The following is a 16,267-nucleotide window of genomic DNA, read 5'->3' on the forward strand; positions in this document are numbered from 1 at the left end:
TCGATCCGGTGTCCGGGCCGGTGTCCGATCCGGCGCCCGGCTCGCTGTTCGGCCCGGTGAGGAGTGACTCGGTCATCGCGGGTCTCCGGAGGTCTCGACGAGGTGGCATGCCGTCCGGTGACCCGCTCCCACCGGGTCGCCGCCGCCGGGACCGGTGAGACGGGGCTGCGGGGCCTCGGTGACGCAGGCGTCGTCGGGGGTGGCGGCGTAGCGGGCGCAGCGGGGGTGGAACCGGCAACCGGGCGGCGGCGCGAGCAGTGACGGCGGATTGCCGGGGATGGCCCGCAGCCGTCCCCCCTCCGTCCCGTCTTCGGCGGTCAGGCGGGGGACGGAGGCGAGCAGCCCCTGCGTGTAGGGGTGACGAGGGGCCTTGAAGATCTCCCTCACGGGGGCGTGTTCGGCGGTGCGGCCGCCGTACATCACCAGGACCTCGTCGGCGACCCGCGCGACGACGCCGAGATCATGCGTGATCATCAGGACCGCCACGCCGCGGTCCTGCTGGATCTTCCTGATCAGCTCCAGGATCTGCGCCTGCACGGTCACGTCCAGGGCGGTGGTCGGCTCGTCGGCGATGAGCAGGTCCGGCTCGCAGGACAGAGCCATCGCGATCATCACGCGCTGCCGCATGCCGCCGGAGAAGTGATGGGGGTACTCACCCGCGCGCCGTCTCGGTTCGGGGATGCCCACCTCGGCCAGCATCTCCACCGCGCGCTCGCGCGCCACCCGGCGTGAGGCGCGCAGATGCAGCCGGTAGGCCTCGGCGATCTGCTCGCCGACGGTGTAGAAGGGATGCAGTGATGACAGCGGATCCTGGAAGATCATCGCCATCCGGCGGCCGCGTAACTCGCGCAGGCGGGAGGCCGGCGCGCCCACCAGTTCCTCGCCGTCGAAGACGATCGAGCCGGAGACGGCCGCCTCGCGGTGCAGGCCCATGATCGCCAGTGACGACACCGACTTGCCGGAACCGGACTCGCCGACGACGCCGAGCGTGCGGCCCCGGTCCAGGTCGAAGTCGATCCCGTTCACCGCGGTCCCGGCGGGAAAACCGACCCGCAGGTCTCTCACTCGCAGGATCACGCGTACCTCACACGGGGATCGATCACCGCGTAGACGAGGTCCACGCCGAGGTTGGCCAGGGTGATGAAGAACGCGGCCAGCAGGGTGACGCCGAGAACGACGGGCTGGTCGGCCTTGAAGATCGCGTCATAGGTGAGCTGCCCGACACCCGGCAGGCCGAAGACGTGCTCGGTGATGACGGCCCCCGCGAGGAGGCCGCCCAGGTCCATGCCGAAGATCGTCACGATGGGGGTGAGCGCCGAGCGCAGGCCGTGCTTGGTGACGACGGTCCGTTCGTGCAGGCCCTTGGCCCGTGCCGTCCTGATGTACGGCTCCGCCATCGTCTCGATCATCGAAGCCCGGGTGAGCCGGGCGTACATGGCGGCGTACAGGCTGGCGAGCGTCATCCAGGGCAGCAGCAGGTTGCCCGCCCAGGCGGCCGGGTCCTCGGTGATCGGCCGGTAGTCGGGATAGGGCAGCCATTCGAGCTGCTGGACCAGGATCAGCAGCAGCATCATCGCGGTGAAGTAGACCGGCACCGAGGCGGAGGCGAGCGTGGCGGCCATGAGCGAGCGGTCGAGCACGGTCCCCCGGCGCAGTGCCGCGACCAGCCCGACGGCCAGGCCGCCGACGAGCCAGAGCACGGCTGAGCCGAGGGCCAGCGAGACGCTCACCGGCAGGCGGTCGGTCAGCAGGTCCCAGACGGGCAGAGCGTTCTGGTAGGAGTAGCCGAAGCAGGGGACCGAGCACGTCAACGCGGCCGGGCCGGTGCCCAGCGTGCGGCCGGTGAAGATGCCGGCCACGTAGGCGCCGAACTGCTCGTGCACCGGCCGGTCCAGGCCCATCTGCGCGCGCACCAGCGTCACCTGCTCCGGGGTGCAGGTCTTGCCGCAGGCGTGGGCGGCCGGATCCGAGGGGAGCACGTAGAAGATGGCGAAGGTCACCGCGCAGATGACCAGCAGCACGCCCGCCACCGCGGCGATCCGCCGCAGCACGTAGAGGGTCATCGGCCGCTTCCCTTCGGGTCGAGTGCGTCGCGCAGCGCGTCCCCGAGCAGGGTGAAGGCCAGGACGGTCAGGAACAGGCAGGCGCCCGGGACGATGAAGTAGGTCGGCACGACCTGGTACCAGAGCAGCCCGTTGTCGATCATCTGACCCCATGACGGGGTGGGGGGCCGCACGCCGACGCCGAGGAAGGACAGCGCGGCCTCGGTGCCGATGTTGGCCGGGATCGCCAGCGTCGCGTAGACGATGATGGGCGCGGTGAGGTTGGGCAGGATCTCCTTCAGCAGGATGTGCGGCCCCATCGCCCCGTTGACGCGGGCGGCCTCCACGAACTCACGGTGTTTGACGCTCATCGTCTGCCCGCGCACGATGCGCCCGACGTACGGCCAGCCGAACACGCTCATGATCAGCACGAGCAGCAGCAGGCGGTTGGCCTCCGGCGCGACGGACAGCAGCGCCAGCATGAAGATCAGGCTGGGGAAGGACATCACCAGGTCCATGATCCGGCTGAGCACCGTGTCCACCCTGCCGCCGAAGTACCCGGCGACCAGGCCCACCACGGTGCCGGCGAGCACGGTGACGGCCGTGGAGGCCACCGCGATCAGCAGCGACACCCGCGCGCCGTACACGATGCGGCTGAAGACGTCACGGCCGTTGCCCGGTTCGACCCCGAGCCAGTGCTCGGCGCCGATCCCGCCGAAGTCACCCAGGGGGATCCCGCCGAGCGCCTGGTCGATCGCGCTCTTGTCGAAGGTCTCGGGCTCCCAGCCGTTGAGCCGGGTCAGCAGCGGGGCGGCCAGCGCCGTGACGACGAACAGCGTCACGACGGCGAGACCGGCGAGCGCGGCCGGGTCGCGGCGAAGCCGCTCCCAGGCGATCCGCCCCGGAGAGCGCCCGCGGCCGGGCGGGGCCGCGGGCCTCACCGCGGTCCCCTCCCGTACGGCGGCGGTCACTTCCTGATCCCGAGCGTGGCGTAGTCGAACTGGCCGGACCAGATCGGGTGGCCGAAGGCGCCGCCCACGCCGGAGCCGGCGAGCAGCGGTTTGCGGGCCCAGACCAGGGGGATCATCGGGGCCTTCTGCATGATCGCGGCGTCCAGGTCGACCCAGGCGCGGTCGGCGGCCTTCAGCTCGGTCATGGCCTGGATCGCGTCGATCCGGTCCATGGTCTCCTGGTCCCTGAACAGCGATATGTTGCCGCTGTTGCCCTTGTCGGTGATGGTCCGGCCGTCGAACATCATCGGGATGAAGGAGGATCCGGACGGGTAGTCCTGGCACCAGCCGTACAGGGCCATCCCGTCGAACTTCGCGGTGTCGCCGATCGTGTCGTAGAAGACCGACGGGTCGAAGGTGTTGATCTCGGTTTCGACGCCGACCCGCTTGAGCGACTCCTGGATGGCGGTGGCGGCCACCTTGTCGCCGGTGGAGGCGTACATCTTGATCCTCACCGGCATCGGTACGCCGGACTCGGCGATCAGCGCCTTGGCCTTCGCCACGTCGCCGGCCGGCGGGATCTTCAGGGTGTCCTGCGGGACACCGCCGGACAGCGACGGCGGCAGGTAGGCGGTGGCGATCTCGCCGGCGGCCGGGCCGCCCTGGGTGGTCTGGTAGGCCTCCTTGTCGATCGCGTACTGCAGGGCCAGGCGGAACGCCGGTTTGTCGAACGGCGCCATGGTGGTGTTCATGGCCAGGGTGTCGGTGCAGCCCCGGATCTCGTTGTGGAAGCGTGCCTTGACCTTGGGGTTGGTGAGGATCTTGGCGAAGCTCTCACCGTTGACGTCGGCGTAGGTGACCGCGGTCCGGTCGTCGCCCTGGTCGGCGATGAGCCGGTCCACGATCACGCTCTGCCGCAGGCCCTGCTTGACGACGATCTTGTCCGGCAGCGCCTTGCGGGTCGGGTCGGTGGCCGGGTCCCAGTGCTCGTTGCGGCTGAGCACGAGCTGCTTGCCCCGGTCATAAGTGTCGATCTTGTACGGTCCCGACGAGAAGACGTGGTTGTCGTACTGGGCCTTGGTGTCCTTGGCCTTGGGCACCGGGGCGAAGGTCGGCAGGGTGGCGTAGTAGGGGAACTCGGCGACGGGGCGCTTGAGCCGGAAGACGATCGTCCTGTCATCGGGTGTCTCGATCGACTTCAGCGAGCCGTCCCGGTAGGGGCCCCGGTACTTCTCGGCGCCGGCCAGGACCAGGCGGGCGTAGTTGGGACCGCCCGGCAGTTCGGGGGCGAAGGACCGCTCGACGTTGTATCTGACGTCGGCGGCCACGACGGGGGAGCCGTCCTCGTACTTCAGGCCCTCCTTGAGGGTGAAGGTCCATGTCTTGCCGCCGTCGGACATCTCACCGACGGTGGTGGCCAGGTCAGGAACGACCTGCAGGCCGGCCGCGCCCGGTTCGGCCCGGTAGGTGACCAGGGAGCGGTAGAGGTAGCGCAGGCCGAAGTCCATCTCCGGCATCGTCCAGTTGCGGGTCGGGTCGAGGTGGGAGAAATCCTGGTTGGACAGGATCGTGAGCGTGCCACCCCGGGCGGCCTCGCCGGCGGAGGGCTGCGAGGCCTCCCCGGACCGCTGTGCGGCGGGCGCCTTGCCGCCGCCGCTGCAGGCCGCGGTGCCCAACAGCACCGCGATCGCGAGAAGGCAGGGGCCCGCCGTGGTCTTTATGAACATGTGTCACTCCGCGTCGCTGGGGGGAAGAGCGTGAGTGTCACGTAACATAGTAATGTGAAATTGTATTGACAATAGAGCGTTACCAATCCGTGGCCGTGTGTTCCGTCCTCCCGGATCGGGGGTCGGTATCGCTTGAATTCATCGCTCGAACGGTCATAGCAGCGGATGCACCTCGGGGTGGGTGTCCCACCAGCGCTTGAAGATCGGGTTGTCGCCCACGTGGTCGGAATAGGCGATGGCCAGGCCGCGATAGACCGCCGCCGCCTGTTCGTTGCTCAGCCGATCCCGACGCCAGGCCACCACCAGCCGGGCGGTCTGGGGTTGCCCGGCGAGCGGGCGGACGACCGTGCCGGACGGTGCGGGCCAGGAGGGATCGACCAGGCGCACCCCGTGGCCCGCCGCCACCAGCGGCCGTCCCGCGCCGCTCGGGGCGTCGTAGCGCACGTTGGGCTCGAACCCGGCCGCGCGGCAGGAGGCGCGCAACGCGGCGAGCGAGCCGTCGTCGGCGCCCGGCGGGCTGATCCAGTGCTCGTCCTTCAGGTCGGCGAGATGGATCTCCTCGTGCCCGGACAGCCGGTGGTTCGCCGACAGGGCGATGAATATCGGATACCGGGGGATCAGGGTGCGGCTGACGACCGGCGCCGTCAGCGTGATGTCGAACCCCTCGATGACGCCCAGCAGCGCCGCGTCGAGGTGGCCGTGCGCGAGCGCCTCGCCCAGCAGTGCCGCCGAGGGCTCGATGCGCAGCGAGATCTCGCATCCGGGCAGCATGTCGCCGACCCGGTCGACGATGCTCGCGACGCAGGCCAGATGCACGCACCCCAGCCGGACGACCCCGGTCGGCCCGGAGGATCCGCGCAGGTCACCGAAGAGCGCGTCGACCTCCATCAGGACGATACGGGCGCGGGCGATGATCTGCCGTCCCAGTGGGGTCGGCTGCACTCCGGAGTGGCTGCGCACGAACAGCGCTCCGCCGACGAGCTCCTCGACCCGGTGCAGCTGGTTGGTCATGGCCGGTTGGGACAGGCCCAGCCGGGCGGCGGCACGTGTGACACTGCCGGTCTCCGCTATCGCACAGATCATGCGGAGATGCCTGATATCTAGATCCATAGCCAAGAATTATGTGCCGCGTTATGACAAAGAACCCCGTTCGGTCATGAAACTGCGACGAAAGGCCGCTTCCGATCCTCCGGTGTGAGGCCCCGGAGTTCCGCCCCTCGCTCCTGGGTCCGGTGCGATCGCCGATCCCCCCAACCCCGGCTTCCGGCCGACCAGATTCAACCTCGCATGCCGTCATGCATACCCCCCGGAGGTTTACTTGAGATTCACGCCGCCTCTTCACGAATTCAGAAGGCACCTGCCGGCACTGCTCGCCCCCGTCCTCGGGCTGGGACTCGCCCTCCAGCCGCTGGCGGCCTCGCCCGCGAGCGCCGCTCCCGCCGCCCCCGCCGTCTCGCAACCCCCGCCCGTGGGGGTGAGCTCCACCGACGATGCCCGGCATGTCGAGGAGTCCTCGCTGGAAGTCAAGGAACGCCCGCCGCTGCCGGCGTCGGCGGACGCGTTACGGCGCGACGTCGACAAGCCCGCCCGCACACCCGAGCATCCGAGACCTTCGGCCAAGACGGCCAAGGCCGCAGCCGCGGCGGCATGCAACACGAGTGACTTCACCAGCAAATCCGGCAGCGCCCTCGTCCAGCAGATCAAGGCCTCGACCACCGACTGCGTCAACACCCTGTTCCGTCTGACCGGCAACGACGCCTACTACGCCTTCCGCGAGCCGCAGATGGCCAGCGTCGCGTACGCGCTGCGCGACAACGCCGCCTCCTACCCGGGGGACAACAGCACGAGCACCGCCCAGCTCGTCCTGTACCTGCGCGCCGGCTACTACGTGCAGTGGTACAACCCCTCCACCGTGGGCGCCTACGGGGCCACGCTGAAGACCGCCATCCAGGCCGGCCTCGACGGGTTCTTCGGCAACTCCCGGTCCGCCACCGTCAGTGACGCCAACGGCGAGATCCTCGCCGAGGCGGTCACCCTGATCGACAGCGCCCAGGAGAACGACCGCTACCTCGGCGTCGTCAAGCGGCTGCTCACCGGCTACGACAGCTCGTACGACGCCCACTGGTGGATGGTCAACGCGGTCAACAACACCTACACCGTGCTCTTCCGCGGTCACCAGGTTCCGGCGTTCGTCAGCGCGGTCCAGGCCGACCCGAGCGTCATCGACACCCTGAACTCCTTCGCGCTGAACCACCTCGGCCTGCTCGGCACCGACCGCAGCTACCTGACCGCCAACGCCGGCCGGGAGCTCGGCCGCTTCCTCCAGTACTCCACGCTGCAGCCCAAGGCCCGGCCGATGGCCAAGGACCTGCTCACCCGCAGCAGCATGACCGGGAAAACCGCTCAGCTCTGGGTCGGGGTGGCCGATACGGCCTACTTCTACGACAAGGCCAACTGCTCCTTCTACGGCATCTGCGACCTCCCGCAGCTTCTCGCGCGCAACGTCCTCACCGTCAACCACACCTGCAGTCCGAGCATCAAGATCCGTGCCCAGGAGATGACCTCCGCGCAACTGGCCGACAGCTGCAAGAGCCTCGCCGACCAGGACGCGTACTTCCACAACCTGGCCAAGGACGGCAACCGCCCGGTCGCCAACGACTCCAACACCACGATCGAGGTCTGCGTCTTCGACTCCAGCACCGACTACCAGACCTACGCCGGCGCGATCTTCGGCATCGACACCAACAACGGCGGCATGTACCTGGAGGGCGACCCGGCCGCCGCGGGCAACCAGCCGCGGTTCATCGCCTATGAGGCCGAATGGGTACGGCCCGCCTTCCAGATCTGGAACCTCAACCACGAGTACACCCACTACCTCGACGGCCGGTTCGACATGTACGGCGACTTCAACGCCGGCGTCACCACCCCGACCATCTGGTGGATCGAGGGCTTCGCGGAGTACGTCTCCTACTCCTACCGCAAGCTCGCCTACGACGCCGCGATCACCGAGGCCGCCAAGCAGACCTACGCGCTCAGCACGCTGTGGAACACCACCTACGACAACGACACGACCCGCATCTACCGCTGGGGTTACCTGGCGGTGCGGTACATGTTCGAAAAGCATCCCGCCGACGTCGCCACCGTCCTCGGCCACTACCGGACCGGCGCCTGGAACTCCGCCCGGACCTTCCTGACCACGACGATCGGCAGCCGCTACGACAGCGACTGGCGGACGTGGCTGGCGGCATGCGCCGCGGGCGGCTGCACGGGTGGTGGCGGCGGGAACCAGGCGCCGAGCGCGAGCTTCACCTCCACCGCCAACGGTCTCGCGGTGACCTTCACCGACACCTCGGCCGACCCCGACGGGACGATCGCGTCGCGTCAGTGGGACTTCGGTGACGGCGGCACGTCGACCTCGGCCACCCCCTCACACACCTACGCCACCGCCGGCACCTACCCGGTGAAACTGACGGTCACCGACAACGGGGGCGCGACCGCCACGAGCACCCAGCAGGTCACGGTCTCCTCGGGCGGATCGTCCGTCCCCGAGTGCACCGGAGCCGACACCCGGCAGCTCGACCGGAACTGCCGGCGCAGCAACCTGTCGGAGACCGTCGCCAACTACGCCTACTTCTACCTCTACCTTCCGGCGGGCACCCGCACGCTGACCATCACCTCCTCGGGCGGCACCGGAAACGCCGACCTCTACTACAACGGCGCCGCCTGGGCCACGACGTCGGCCTACACCAGCCGGTCGGCCAACTCGGGCAACGGCGAGGTCCTGACCATCGCCAACCCGCCGGCCGGCTACGTCTACATCAGCCTCCACGCGGCACAGTCCTTCACCGGAGCCACGATCAAGACCGAATACTGACATCGCGTCGGCGCCGCACCGACGCCGCACCGACGTCACCGTGAACACGCACCGCGTCGCCTCGCCGGACGGCATGCCGCCGGCACCGGCGGCGCGGTGCGCGCCTTCGCGCGACCCGGCGGCGGGCACCGTCCGCGACCCGAGAGCAGGGGGCGACTGTCCCCCGCGCCGCCACACCGGGAATGATCCCCCCATGCGTACTAAAGTCGGCATCATCGGAGCAGGGCCCGCGGGCCTGCTGCTGTCTCATCTTCTCCATCTGCGCGGCATCGAGTCGGTGGTACTGGAACGCCGCAGCCGCGACCACGTGGAACAACGGGTACGGGCGGGGGTCCTGGAGCAGGGCACGGTCGACACCCTCGTCGCCGCCGGACTCGGGGAGCGACTCCTGCGCGAGGGGCTCGTCCACCAGGGGATCGAGCTGCGCTACGGCGGTGCGGGCCGGCGTGTCGCCTTCGAGGAACTGGTGCCCGATCGGACGATCACGGTGTACGGCCAGCAGGAGGTCGTCAAGGACCTCATCGCCGCACGCCTGGCCGCCGGCGGGGACGTCCGCTTCGAGGTGGACGACGTGGCCGTGCACGGCATCGACACCGACCGGCCCTTCGTCACCTTCGGCGGACAGCGGCTGGACTGCGACGTCATCGCCGGCTGCGACGGCTTCCACGGCGTGTCCCGGCCGTCGATCCCGCCGGGCGTGCTGACCGAGTACGAGCGGGACTACCCCTTCGCCTGGCTCGGCGTCCTCGCCCGCGTCAAGCCGTCGGCCGAGGAGCTCATCTACGCCAGAACCGAGCGCGGCTTCGCCCTGCACAGCATGCGCTCTCCGGAGATCAGCCGGTTCTACCTCCAGGTGCCCGCCGGTGAGGACGTGGAGAACTGGTCCGACGAGCGGATCTGGGCCGAACTCAAGGCCCGGCTGGAGACCGTGCCGGGCTTCACCCTGGCCACCGGGGAGATCATCGAGAAGGGCGTCACGCCCATGCGCAGCTTCGTCGTCGAGCCCATGCAGTACGGCAGGCTGTTCCTGGCCGGAGACGCCGCGCACATCGTTCCGCCGACCGGGGCCAAGGGGCTCAACCTGGCCGTCGCGGACGTGCGGGTGCTGACCGAGGCGCTGGCCCACTGGTACGCGACCGGCTCGGCCGACCTGCTCGACGACTACTCCGGGGCCTGCCTGAAGCGCGTCTGGCGGGCACAGCACTTCTCCTGGTGGATGACGACGCTGCTGCACACCTTCGACTCCGACGACGCCTACGGACGGCGGCTGCAGACCTCCTACCTGGACTACGTGACCTCTTCGGCCGCCGCGGCGACGACGCTGGCGGAGAACTACGTCGGCCTGCCGTACGAGGAGACGTGACCGGCCGCCGGGCGCCCGGCCTGCGCCGTCAGGCCCGGCCGGGGAGGGTCAGATGCCGCCCGAGCCACTCGACGACGTTTCCGACGAAGGTCACCCGGTTGGCGGCCTGCCGGATCTCGTGTCCTTCGTCCTCGAACAGCAGCAGGTCGCACGGCACCCCGCGGGCCCGGGCCGCCCGGAGCACCTGATGGGCCTCGTGCACAGGGACATTGGTGTCACGGGCGCCGTGCACGACCAGCAGCGGGGCGGCCAGCCGGTCGAAGGAGCGCAGCGGTGACAGGGCCCGCAGCAGGTCGCGGTCGGCGGTGGGATGACCGTACTCGCTGACGGCCGCCGCGGCGATCCACGGCTCGGTCCGCGCGTAGAAGGTCTCGAAGTCGGCCATCCCGCAGACGTCGACACCGGCCCGGAACAACTCGGGATGGGTGACGAGGGCGGCCAGCGTCAGGTAGCCGCCATAGGAGCGTCCCATGCAGGCGATCCGGGCCGGATCGGCGACGCCTCGCCGTACCAGCTCAGAGGCGCAGTCGGCGACGTCGTCGATCGCGCGGAAGCGGAGCGCGCGGTTGTCGGCGTCGCGGAAGGCGCGCCCGAATCCGCTCGAACCACGGACGTTCGGTGCGAACACTCCGATCCCGGCGGCCGGCAGGCTCTGGAACAGCGGGTTGAAGGTGGGCCGTTCCTGGCTCTCCGGGCCGCCGTGCAGGTAGACGACGAAGGGCGCCGGAGCCTGGACGCCCGGGACCCGGTAGAGCCAGCCGGTCAGCTCCACGCCGTCACGCGCCCGCAGGCCCACCGGTTCCGCCTCGACCGTCGCGGCGATCCGACCCGCCCCGGCGACCTGCCGATAACCGCCGGTCGCCAGGTCGCACAGCACCACGTGAGAGGGCCGGCCGGGACCTTCGGCGGCCAGTACGGCCAGGCCGCCGTCGGCGGACACCCGGACCGAGGACACCACCTCCGCGGGAGGCGGGGGGAGCGGGCGCACCACGCCGGTGCCGGTCTCCAGCACCTCCAGCTCGGACCGGCCGCGAACGTTCCACAGCAGGACGGCGCGACGGCCGTCGACGCTCAGCGCGAACCGGTCCAGTTCGGCGTCCGCGCGCTCGGCCAGCACGGCCGCCCCGCCGTCCTCGCCCACCGCGACCAGCGCGGTCCGGTCGCGGCCGGCGTCGGACAGCAGATAGGCGGTCATCCCGTCGGGGGAGAGGGCGCCGTGATCGGTGGATCCGGGCAGGCCCGCCAGCAGCGGCCGCTCCCGTCCTCCGGGAGGGTCGCCCACGGGGACTCCCGGCGGGCCGGGCACAGGACCGGCGGGAAGATCGGCGGCGCGGCCGGCGGGCAGGTCCGCCAGGTACATCCGCCGGGCGCCGCGCGGGCCGCGCCGCAGCAGCATCCGCCCCTGGTCACGGCTCACCGCCGCCGGGTGCATCAGCGCTCCGGCGGCGACCACCTCCCGGCCGCCGGTCTCGGCGTCGATCAGCACCGCCTCCGTCCGGCCCGCCGCGGAGACCTCGGCGACCAGGAGGATCTCGCCCCGCCCGCTCCAGCGCACGAACGACGCCGAGCCGCCTGCGGGGCAGGCCAGCGGGCGCAGGTCCCCGCCGTCGGGCCGGACCGTCCAGACCTGGGTGTGCTCCCCGCCGCCCGGCACGACGAGGACGGCCAGCCGCCCGCCGCCGGGCGACCAGCTCACGTCGGCGACGGGTTCCGGGCCGGTGCCGACGGGCCGCGCCCGCGCTTCCCCTCCAAGGGGCTGGATCCAGACCCGGGGCGAGCCGTCCCTGTCGCTGACGAAGGCGACGGCGCTGGCGTCCGGCGCCGGGGCGGGCTTCCAGCAGCTCCAGGCGGTGAGGCCCGTGTCCGCCGACGGGCCGCGACGGGCGCCGAGGATCTCCGTCATCAGACTCCCCGGGCCTGCAACCACAGCTCCAGGAGTCCGAGCTGCCACAACGCGTTGGCGCCGAGAGTCGTCCGGTGCTCATCGGGCGCCGCGAGCAGCTTGTCCACGTACGATTGGTTGAACAGGCCGCGTGAGCGCGCCGCCTGCCCGGTCAGCGCGTCCCTGACGAGCTCCAGGAACGGCCCGTGGATGTGCCGGATGGCGGGGACGGGGAAGTAGCCCTTCGGCCGGTCGACGATCTCGGCGGGCAGCAGTCCTCTGGAGGCGTCCTTCAGGACGCCCTTGCCGCCGGAGGCGAGTTTGAGTTCCGGAGGGCAGGCCGCCGCCAGCTCCACCAGCTCGTGGTCGAGGAACGGGGTCCGGGCCTCCAGCCCGTAGGCCATCGTCATGTTGTCCACGCGCTTGACCGGATCGTCGACGAGCATGACGGAGGTGTCCAGGCGCAGCACCGCGTCGAGCGCGGTGTCGGCGCCGGGCGTCGCGAGGTGACGCCGGACGAACTCGCCGCTGACGTCCTCGTCCGTCAGGTAGCCGGGTGCCAGGACCTCGGCCAGGGCTCCGTGCGAGCGGTCGAAGAACTCCCGGGCGTACGTGGCGGCGGCCTCTTCGCGGGCCACCCCGGCGAACGGCGGATACCAGCTGTAACCGGCGAACACCTCGTCGGCGCCCTGACCGGACTGCACGACCTTGACGTGTTCGGAGACCTCCTGCGACAGCAGGTGGAAGGCGACGCAGTCATGGCTGACCATCGGCTCGCTCATCGCCCCCACGGCGTGCTCCAGGGCGGGCAGCAGGCGCGCGTCGTCGATGACGATGCGGTGGTGATCGGTGGCGAAATGCCGGGCGACCAGGTCGGAGTAGGCGAACTCGTCCCCCTGCTCGCCGCCCACCGCGTGGAACCCGATGCTGAAGGTCGACAGTCCCTCCTGCCCCTCCTCGGCCAGCAACGCCACGATCATGCTGGAGTCCAGGCCGCCGGAGAGCAGCACACCCACGGGCACGTCCGCGACCATGCGCCTGCGCACGGCCACTCGCAGCCGGTGGAGCACCGCCTCGCGCCACTCCCCGGAGGACAGGCCGCCGTACTCGCCCAGGGCCGAACGGGAGTAGGGCGGCCGCCAGTAGCAGTGGTCGGTGACCGTGCCGTCGGCCTCGACGGTGCGCACGGTGGCCGGGGGGAGCTTCCGCACGCCGGTGAGGATCGTGCGCTCGGCAGGCACCACCGAGTGGAAGGTCATGTAGTGGTGCAGGGCCACCCGGTCGATGTCGGTGCTCACCCCTCCGCCCGCCAGCAACGCGGGCAGGGACGAGGCGAACCGCAGCCGCTCGGCGTCCTGGGCCACGTACATGGGCTTGATGCCCAGCCGGTCCCGGCCGAGGGTCAGCCGGCCGGTGTCCCGCTCGGCGACCGCGAAGGCGAACATGCCCTTGAAGTGGCCGACGCAGTCGGGTCCCCAGCGGTGGAAGGCCTTCACCAGCACCTCGGTGTCGGAGGCGGAGAAGAACCGGTAGCCCTCGCCGCGCAGTTCCTCACGCAGCTCCCGGTAGTTGTACAGGCAGCCGTTGAACACCGCCGCCAGGCCGAGGTCGCTGTCCACCATCGGCTGCGCGGCCTTGTCGGACAGGTCAATGATCTTCAGGCGCCGGTGGCCGAGGGCGACCGGTCCCAACGACCACAGCCCCGATCCGTCGGGGCCGCGCTCGTGCATGGCGTCGGTCATCCGGCCCACGGCGCCGATATCGGCCGCGCGCCCGTCGAATCGGATCTCACCGCTCAGTCCGCACATCGGTCATACCTCCGAAAGCCACGTGTCCTTGGAACCCCCACCCTGGGAGGAATTGACGATCATGCTGTCGGCCGGCGCGACGCGGGTCAGCGCCGCCGCGGGCACCACCGCCGTCTCCCCGAAGCAGACGAAGGCCCGCAGGTCGACGACGCGCGGGCGCAGCCGCTCCCCGTCGAAGGCCGGGTGAGTCGACAACCGGACCGTCTCCTGGGCGACCCACCGGTCCGGCTCCGCGAGGATCCTCTCCCGGATCTCCCGGAGCTCCGCGCGGGACGCGCCGGGGCCGATGACCACGTCCTGGCCGCCGAATCCGTCCACCGGTTTGATCACCAGCTCGGCCAGCCGGTCCAGCACCCGCTCGCGGTCACCGTCGTCCCGGCACAGATAGGTGGTGACGTTGTCGATGAGCGGCTGCTCGCCCAGGTAGTAGTCGATGAGGCGGGGCACGTACCGGTACAGGCATTTGTCGTCGGCGACGCCGTTGCCCGGCGCGTTGGCCAGCAGGAGCGCGGAGCGTCCGGCGGCCCGCAGGATCTCCGGCCCGGCGGGGCTCGCCAGCAGCTCGTCCTCGTCGATCCGGCGGTAGAGCACGTCGATCCGGCGTCCGGCGGCCTCGACGTGCCCATCTCTGACGGTCAGGTCGGCGGGGACGGTCAGGATCGCCCCCATCTCCTCGGCGAGCATCCGGTGCTCGTAGTAGGCGGAGTCGCCCGGCCCCCCGGAGACCACGGCCAGGACCGGCGAGTCACCCGAACCCGCCAGCAGCGCCTCCCGCAGCGTTCGCAGACCCTCTCGCGGGTCGGCGAACCCCTCGCCGGGGACGAGTTCGGGCAGGACCTGGGCCGTCAGACGCCTGTTGGCCACGGCGTACCCGATGCCCGAGGGCACCCGCAGGTTGTCCTCCAGCACCGCCCATCGGCCGACGTCGTCTCGGACCAGGTCCATTCCCGCGACGGTGCAACGTACGGCGTCCGGCGGGATCAGCCGTCCCGCTTCCCGGCGCCCCGGGGATTCCTCGACCACCCAGGCGGGGATCACACCGTCCTTGACGATCCGGCGCTCGCCGTACACGTCGCGCAGGAACGCCTCCAGCGCGCGCACCCGCTGCGGCAGGGCCCGCTGGATCTCGGACCACTCGTCGGGCGGGACCAGCCGCGGGACCAGGTCGAAGGGGAAGATCCGGCTCTCGTCCTCTCCTTCCACCTGGAAGGTCATGCCGTTGTGGCGCTGGTACCGGTCGCGCCGGCGCTCCCTGCCCCGCAGGCCATCGGCGCCCAGGCGGTCGAGAATTCGCAGAACCGGCTGGTACGGCTCGCGCACGGTGCCCTCGATGATCACTTCGTCGCCGGGGGCGTCGTAGCCGTCGAGCAGGCTGGTGCGCATCCGCGGCGTCGGCCCGCCGAAGGCGGTCTCCCACTCCTGCGACCGCGTCTCGGCGACGACCAGGTCGACCACGTCGGCCAGCCGGCCGTCACGGGCGAACGCCTCCCGCTGGCGGGCGGCGGAGCTGCCCCGTGCCAGTGCCTCTTCGGCCAGGGACGTGACGATCTCCCAGTCGCCGGACTCCTCCAGCTGCGGGCGTAGGCCGTCCACCATCCGCCCGATCACCTCGGCGGCCGGCCCCGGGCCGCCCTCGACCGGATCGACGAGCTCGCCCTCCAGACCGGAGCGCGCCGCCCGCCACGTCGCGGCGCGTACCATCTCCAGCCGGACCGAACGGTCGGGCCCCTTCTGGACCGCCTCCAGCTCCCGGGCCACCAGGGCCCGGAACAGCCCGGCGATCAGCATGATGTCGCTCACGCGGGGGCAGGCGTCGCATATCCGCAGCTCGACGGTGGGGACGTGCGCCGAGGGCCGGACGTCGAAGTAGATCATGCCGGGGTCGGTGATCACACCCGAGCGCACGAGCTCGTCGACCACCCGGTCGTACTCGGCGGCCGAGTCGAACTCGGCCACGGGGCCGGCGGTCGGCCAGCGCTGCCAGATGAGCGGGCGGTAGCTGGCGTATCCGGTGTCGGACCCCAGCCAGTACGGCGAGCTGGAGCTCAGGGCGAGCAGCGGCGGTAGCCAGGGGGCGAGCCGGTGGGCGACGGCGACCGCCAGATCGCGGTCGTCGACCTCGGCGTGCACCTGGGTCCCGCAGATCAGCTGCTCGCGGGTGAGGAGCTGGTAGTCGGCGAGCATCTGCTCGTAGCGGGGGTCCGGGGAGATCTTCAGCGCCTCCAGGTCCACCAGCGGCACGCTTCCTGCCGCCACGATCCCCAGGCCCACCCCGTCCGCCGCCTCGATGACCGTGCGCCGCAGCGCGGTCAGGTCGTGCCCGAGATCCTCCAGCCGCACGAAGGGCCGGCTGTTGGCCTCCACCACCGACCGCTGCAGCTCGTGGGTGAACCGGTCGGCCGGTAACTGCTCCAGCAGGACGCCGGCCCTGGGGACGAGGTGCCGGGTGTCGACGTCCACGACGTGGAACTCCTCTTCGACACCTACCGCGATCGGTCCCGCGAGACCCGCCATTTGACCACCCCAGAGCATGTCGGTTCGTCAGGAATTCCTTCCCTTTTCCCAAAAAAAGGTCTTCTGCACTTCAGGGGCCGTCCCAAGAGGGTGGCGAGCCGGCCGGG

General features: G+C 70.7%; 10 protein-coding genes. 2 read left to right on the forward strand and 8 right to left on the reverse strand.

Features of this window, described 5'->3' with window-relative positions; translation table 11 throughout:
• Window positions 1-72: 72 nt before the first annotated feature.
• The 5 genes from ACQPYK_RS18140 to ACQPYK_RS18160 form a co-directional block, all read right to left on the reverse strand.
• Window positions 73-1,077, reverse strand: coding sequence for an ABC transporter ATP-binding protein (locus ACQPYK_RS18140; RefSeq protein ID WP_433256663.1), 1,005 nt, complete (start codon window positions 1,075-1,077; stop codon window positions 73-75).
• On the reverse strand, window positions 1,074-2,063 hold the full coding sequence (locus tag ACQPYK_RS18145) for an ABC transporter permease (RefSeq protein ID WP_433256665.1): 990 nt from the start codon (window positions 2,061-2,063) through the stop codon (window positions 1,074-1,076). The genes ACQPYK_RS18140 and ACQPYK_RS18145 overlap by 4 nt, the downstream gene beginning before the upstream one ends.
• Window positions 2,060-3,013: an ABC transporter permease gene (locus ACQPYK_RS18150; protein ID WP_433256667.1), complete on the reverse strand. Its 954-nt coding sequence runs from the start codon at window positions 3,011-3,013 to the stop codon at window positions 2,060-2,062. Before ACQPYK_RS18150 ends, ACQPYK_RS18145 begins: the two co-directional genes overlap by 4 nt.
• On the reverse strand, window positions 3,010-4,719 hold the full coding sequence (locus ACQPYK_RS18155) for an ABC transporter substrate-binding protein (RefSeq protein WP_433256669.1): 1,710 nt from the start codon (window positions 4,717-4,719) through the stop codon (window positions 3,010-3,012). Before ACQPYK_RS18155 ends, ACQPYK_RS18150 begins: the two co-directional genes overlap by 4 nt.
• A gap of 153 nt (window positions 4,720-4,872) precedes the next feature.
• Window positions 4,873-5,829 (reverse strand): LysR family transcriptional regulator, encoded by a 957-nt coding sequence (locus ACQPYK_RS18160; RefSeq protein ID WP_433256671.1) that lies wholly within the window; start codon window positions 5,827-5,829, stop codon window positions 4,873-4,875.
• A 208-nt stretch (window positions 5,830-6,037) separates the two neighbouring features.
• Between ACQPYK_RS18160 and ACQPYK_RS18165 the strand changes: the two genes are divergently transcribed.
• Together ACQPYK_RS18165 and pobA are read left to right on the forward strand one after the other, a co-directional pair.
• On the forward strand, window positions 6,038-8,593 hold the full coding sequence (locus tag ACQPYK_RS18165; protein ID WP_433256673.1) for a collagenase: 2,556 nt from the start codon (window positions 6,038-6,040) through the stop codon (window positions 8,591-8,593).
• Window positions 8,594-8,786: 193 nt separating this feature from the next.
• Complete coding sequence (pobA, locus tag ACQPYK_RS18170) at window positions 8,787-9,956, forward strand: 4-hydroxybenzoate 3-monooxygenase (protein ID WP_433256675.1); 1,170 nt, start codon at window positions 8,787-8,789, stop codon at window positions 9,954-9,956.
• A gap of 28 nt (window positions 9,957-9,984) precedes the next feature.
• Here pobA and ACQPYK_RS18175 read toward each other — a convergent pair whose 3' ends face one another.
• The 3 genes from ACQPYK_RS18175 to ACQPYK_RS18185 are packed head-to-tail and all read right to left on the reverse strand — an operon-like array spanning window position 9,985 to window position 16,160.
• On the reverse strand, window positions 9,985-11,859 hold the full coding sequence (locus ACQPYK_RS18175) for an alpha/beta fold hydrolase (protein ID WP_433256677.1): 1,875 nt from the start codon (window positions 11,857-11,859) through the stop codon (window positions 9,985-9,987).
• A complete protein-coding gene (locus tag ACQPYK_RS18180) occupies window positions 11,859-13,646 on the reverse strand; it encodes an N-acetylglutaminylglutamine amidotransferase (RefSeq protein WP_433256679.1) in 1,788 nt (595 codons plus the stop codon). The genes ACQPYK_RS18175 and ACQPYK_RS18180 overlap by 1 nt, the downstream gene beginning before the upstream one ends.
• 3 nt (window positions 13,647-13,649) lie before the next feature.
• A complete protein-coding gene (locus ACQPYK_RS18185) occupies window positions 13,650-16,160 on the reverse strand; it encodes a glutamate--cysteine ligase (RefSeq protein ID WP_433256681.1) in 2,511 nt (836 codons plus the stop codon).
• Between the last annotated feature and the right edge of the window lie 107 nt (window positions 16,161-16,267).

Origin of the sequence: Streptosporangium sp. CA-135522, from assembly GCF_050949235.1 — a bacterium.
Classification (GTDB): Bacteria; Actinomycetota; Actinomycetes; order Streptosporangiales; family Streptosporangiaceae; genus Streptosporangium.

Excerpts from the sequence above, each read along its gene's own strand:
- pobA (WP_433256675.1), top strand. The coding sequence starts at position 8,787 with ATGCGTACTAAAGTCGGCATCATCGGAGCAGGGCCCGCGGGCCTGCTG.
- ACQPYK_RS18145 (WP_433256665.1), bottom strand. The coding sequence starts at position 2,063 with ATGACCCTCTACGTGCTGCGGCGGATCGCCGCGGTGGCGGGCGTGCTG.
- ACQPYK_RS18175 (WP_433256677.1), bottom strand. The coding sequence starts at position 11,859 with ATGACGGAGATCCTCGGCGCCCGTCGCGGCCCGTCGGCGGACACGGGC.
- ACQPYK_RS18185 (WP_433256681.1), bottom strand. The coding sequence starts at position 16,160 with ATGGCGGGTCTCGCGGGACCGATCGCGGTAGGTGTCGAAGAGGAGTTC.
- ACQPYK_RS18160 (WP_433256671.1), bottom strand. The coding sequence starts at position 5,829 with ATGGATCTAGATATCAGGCATCTCCGCATGATCTGTGCGATAGCGGAG.
- ACQPYK_RS18180 (WP_433256679.1), bottom strand. The coding sequence starts at position 13,646 with ATGTGCGGACTGAGCGGTGAGATCCGATTCGACGGGCGCGCGGCCGAT.
- ACQPYK_RS18155 (WP_433256669.1), bottom strand. The coding sequence starts at position 4,719 with ATGTTCATAAAGACCACGGCGGGCCCCTGCCTTCTCGCGATCGCGGTG.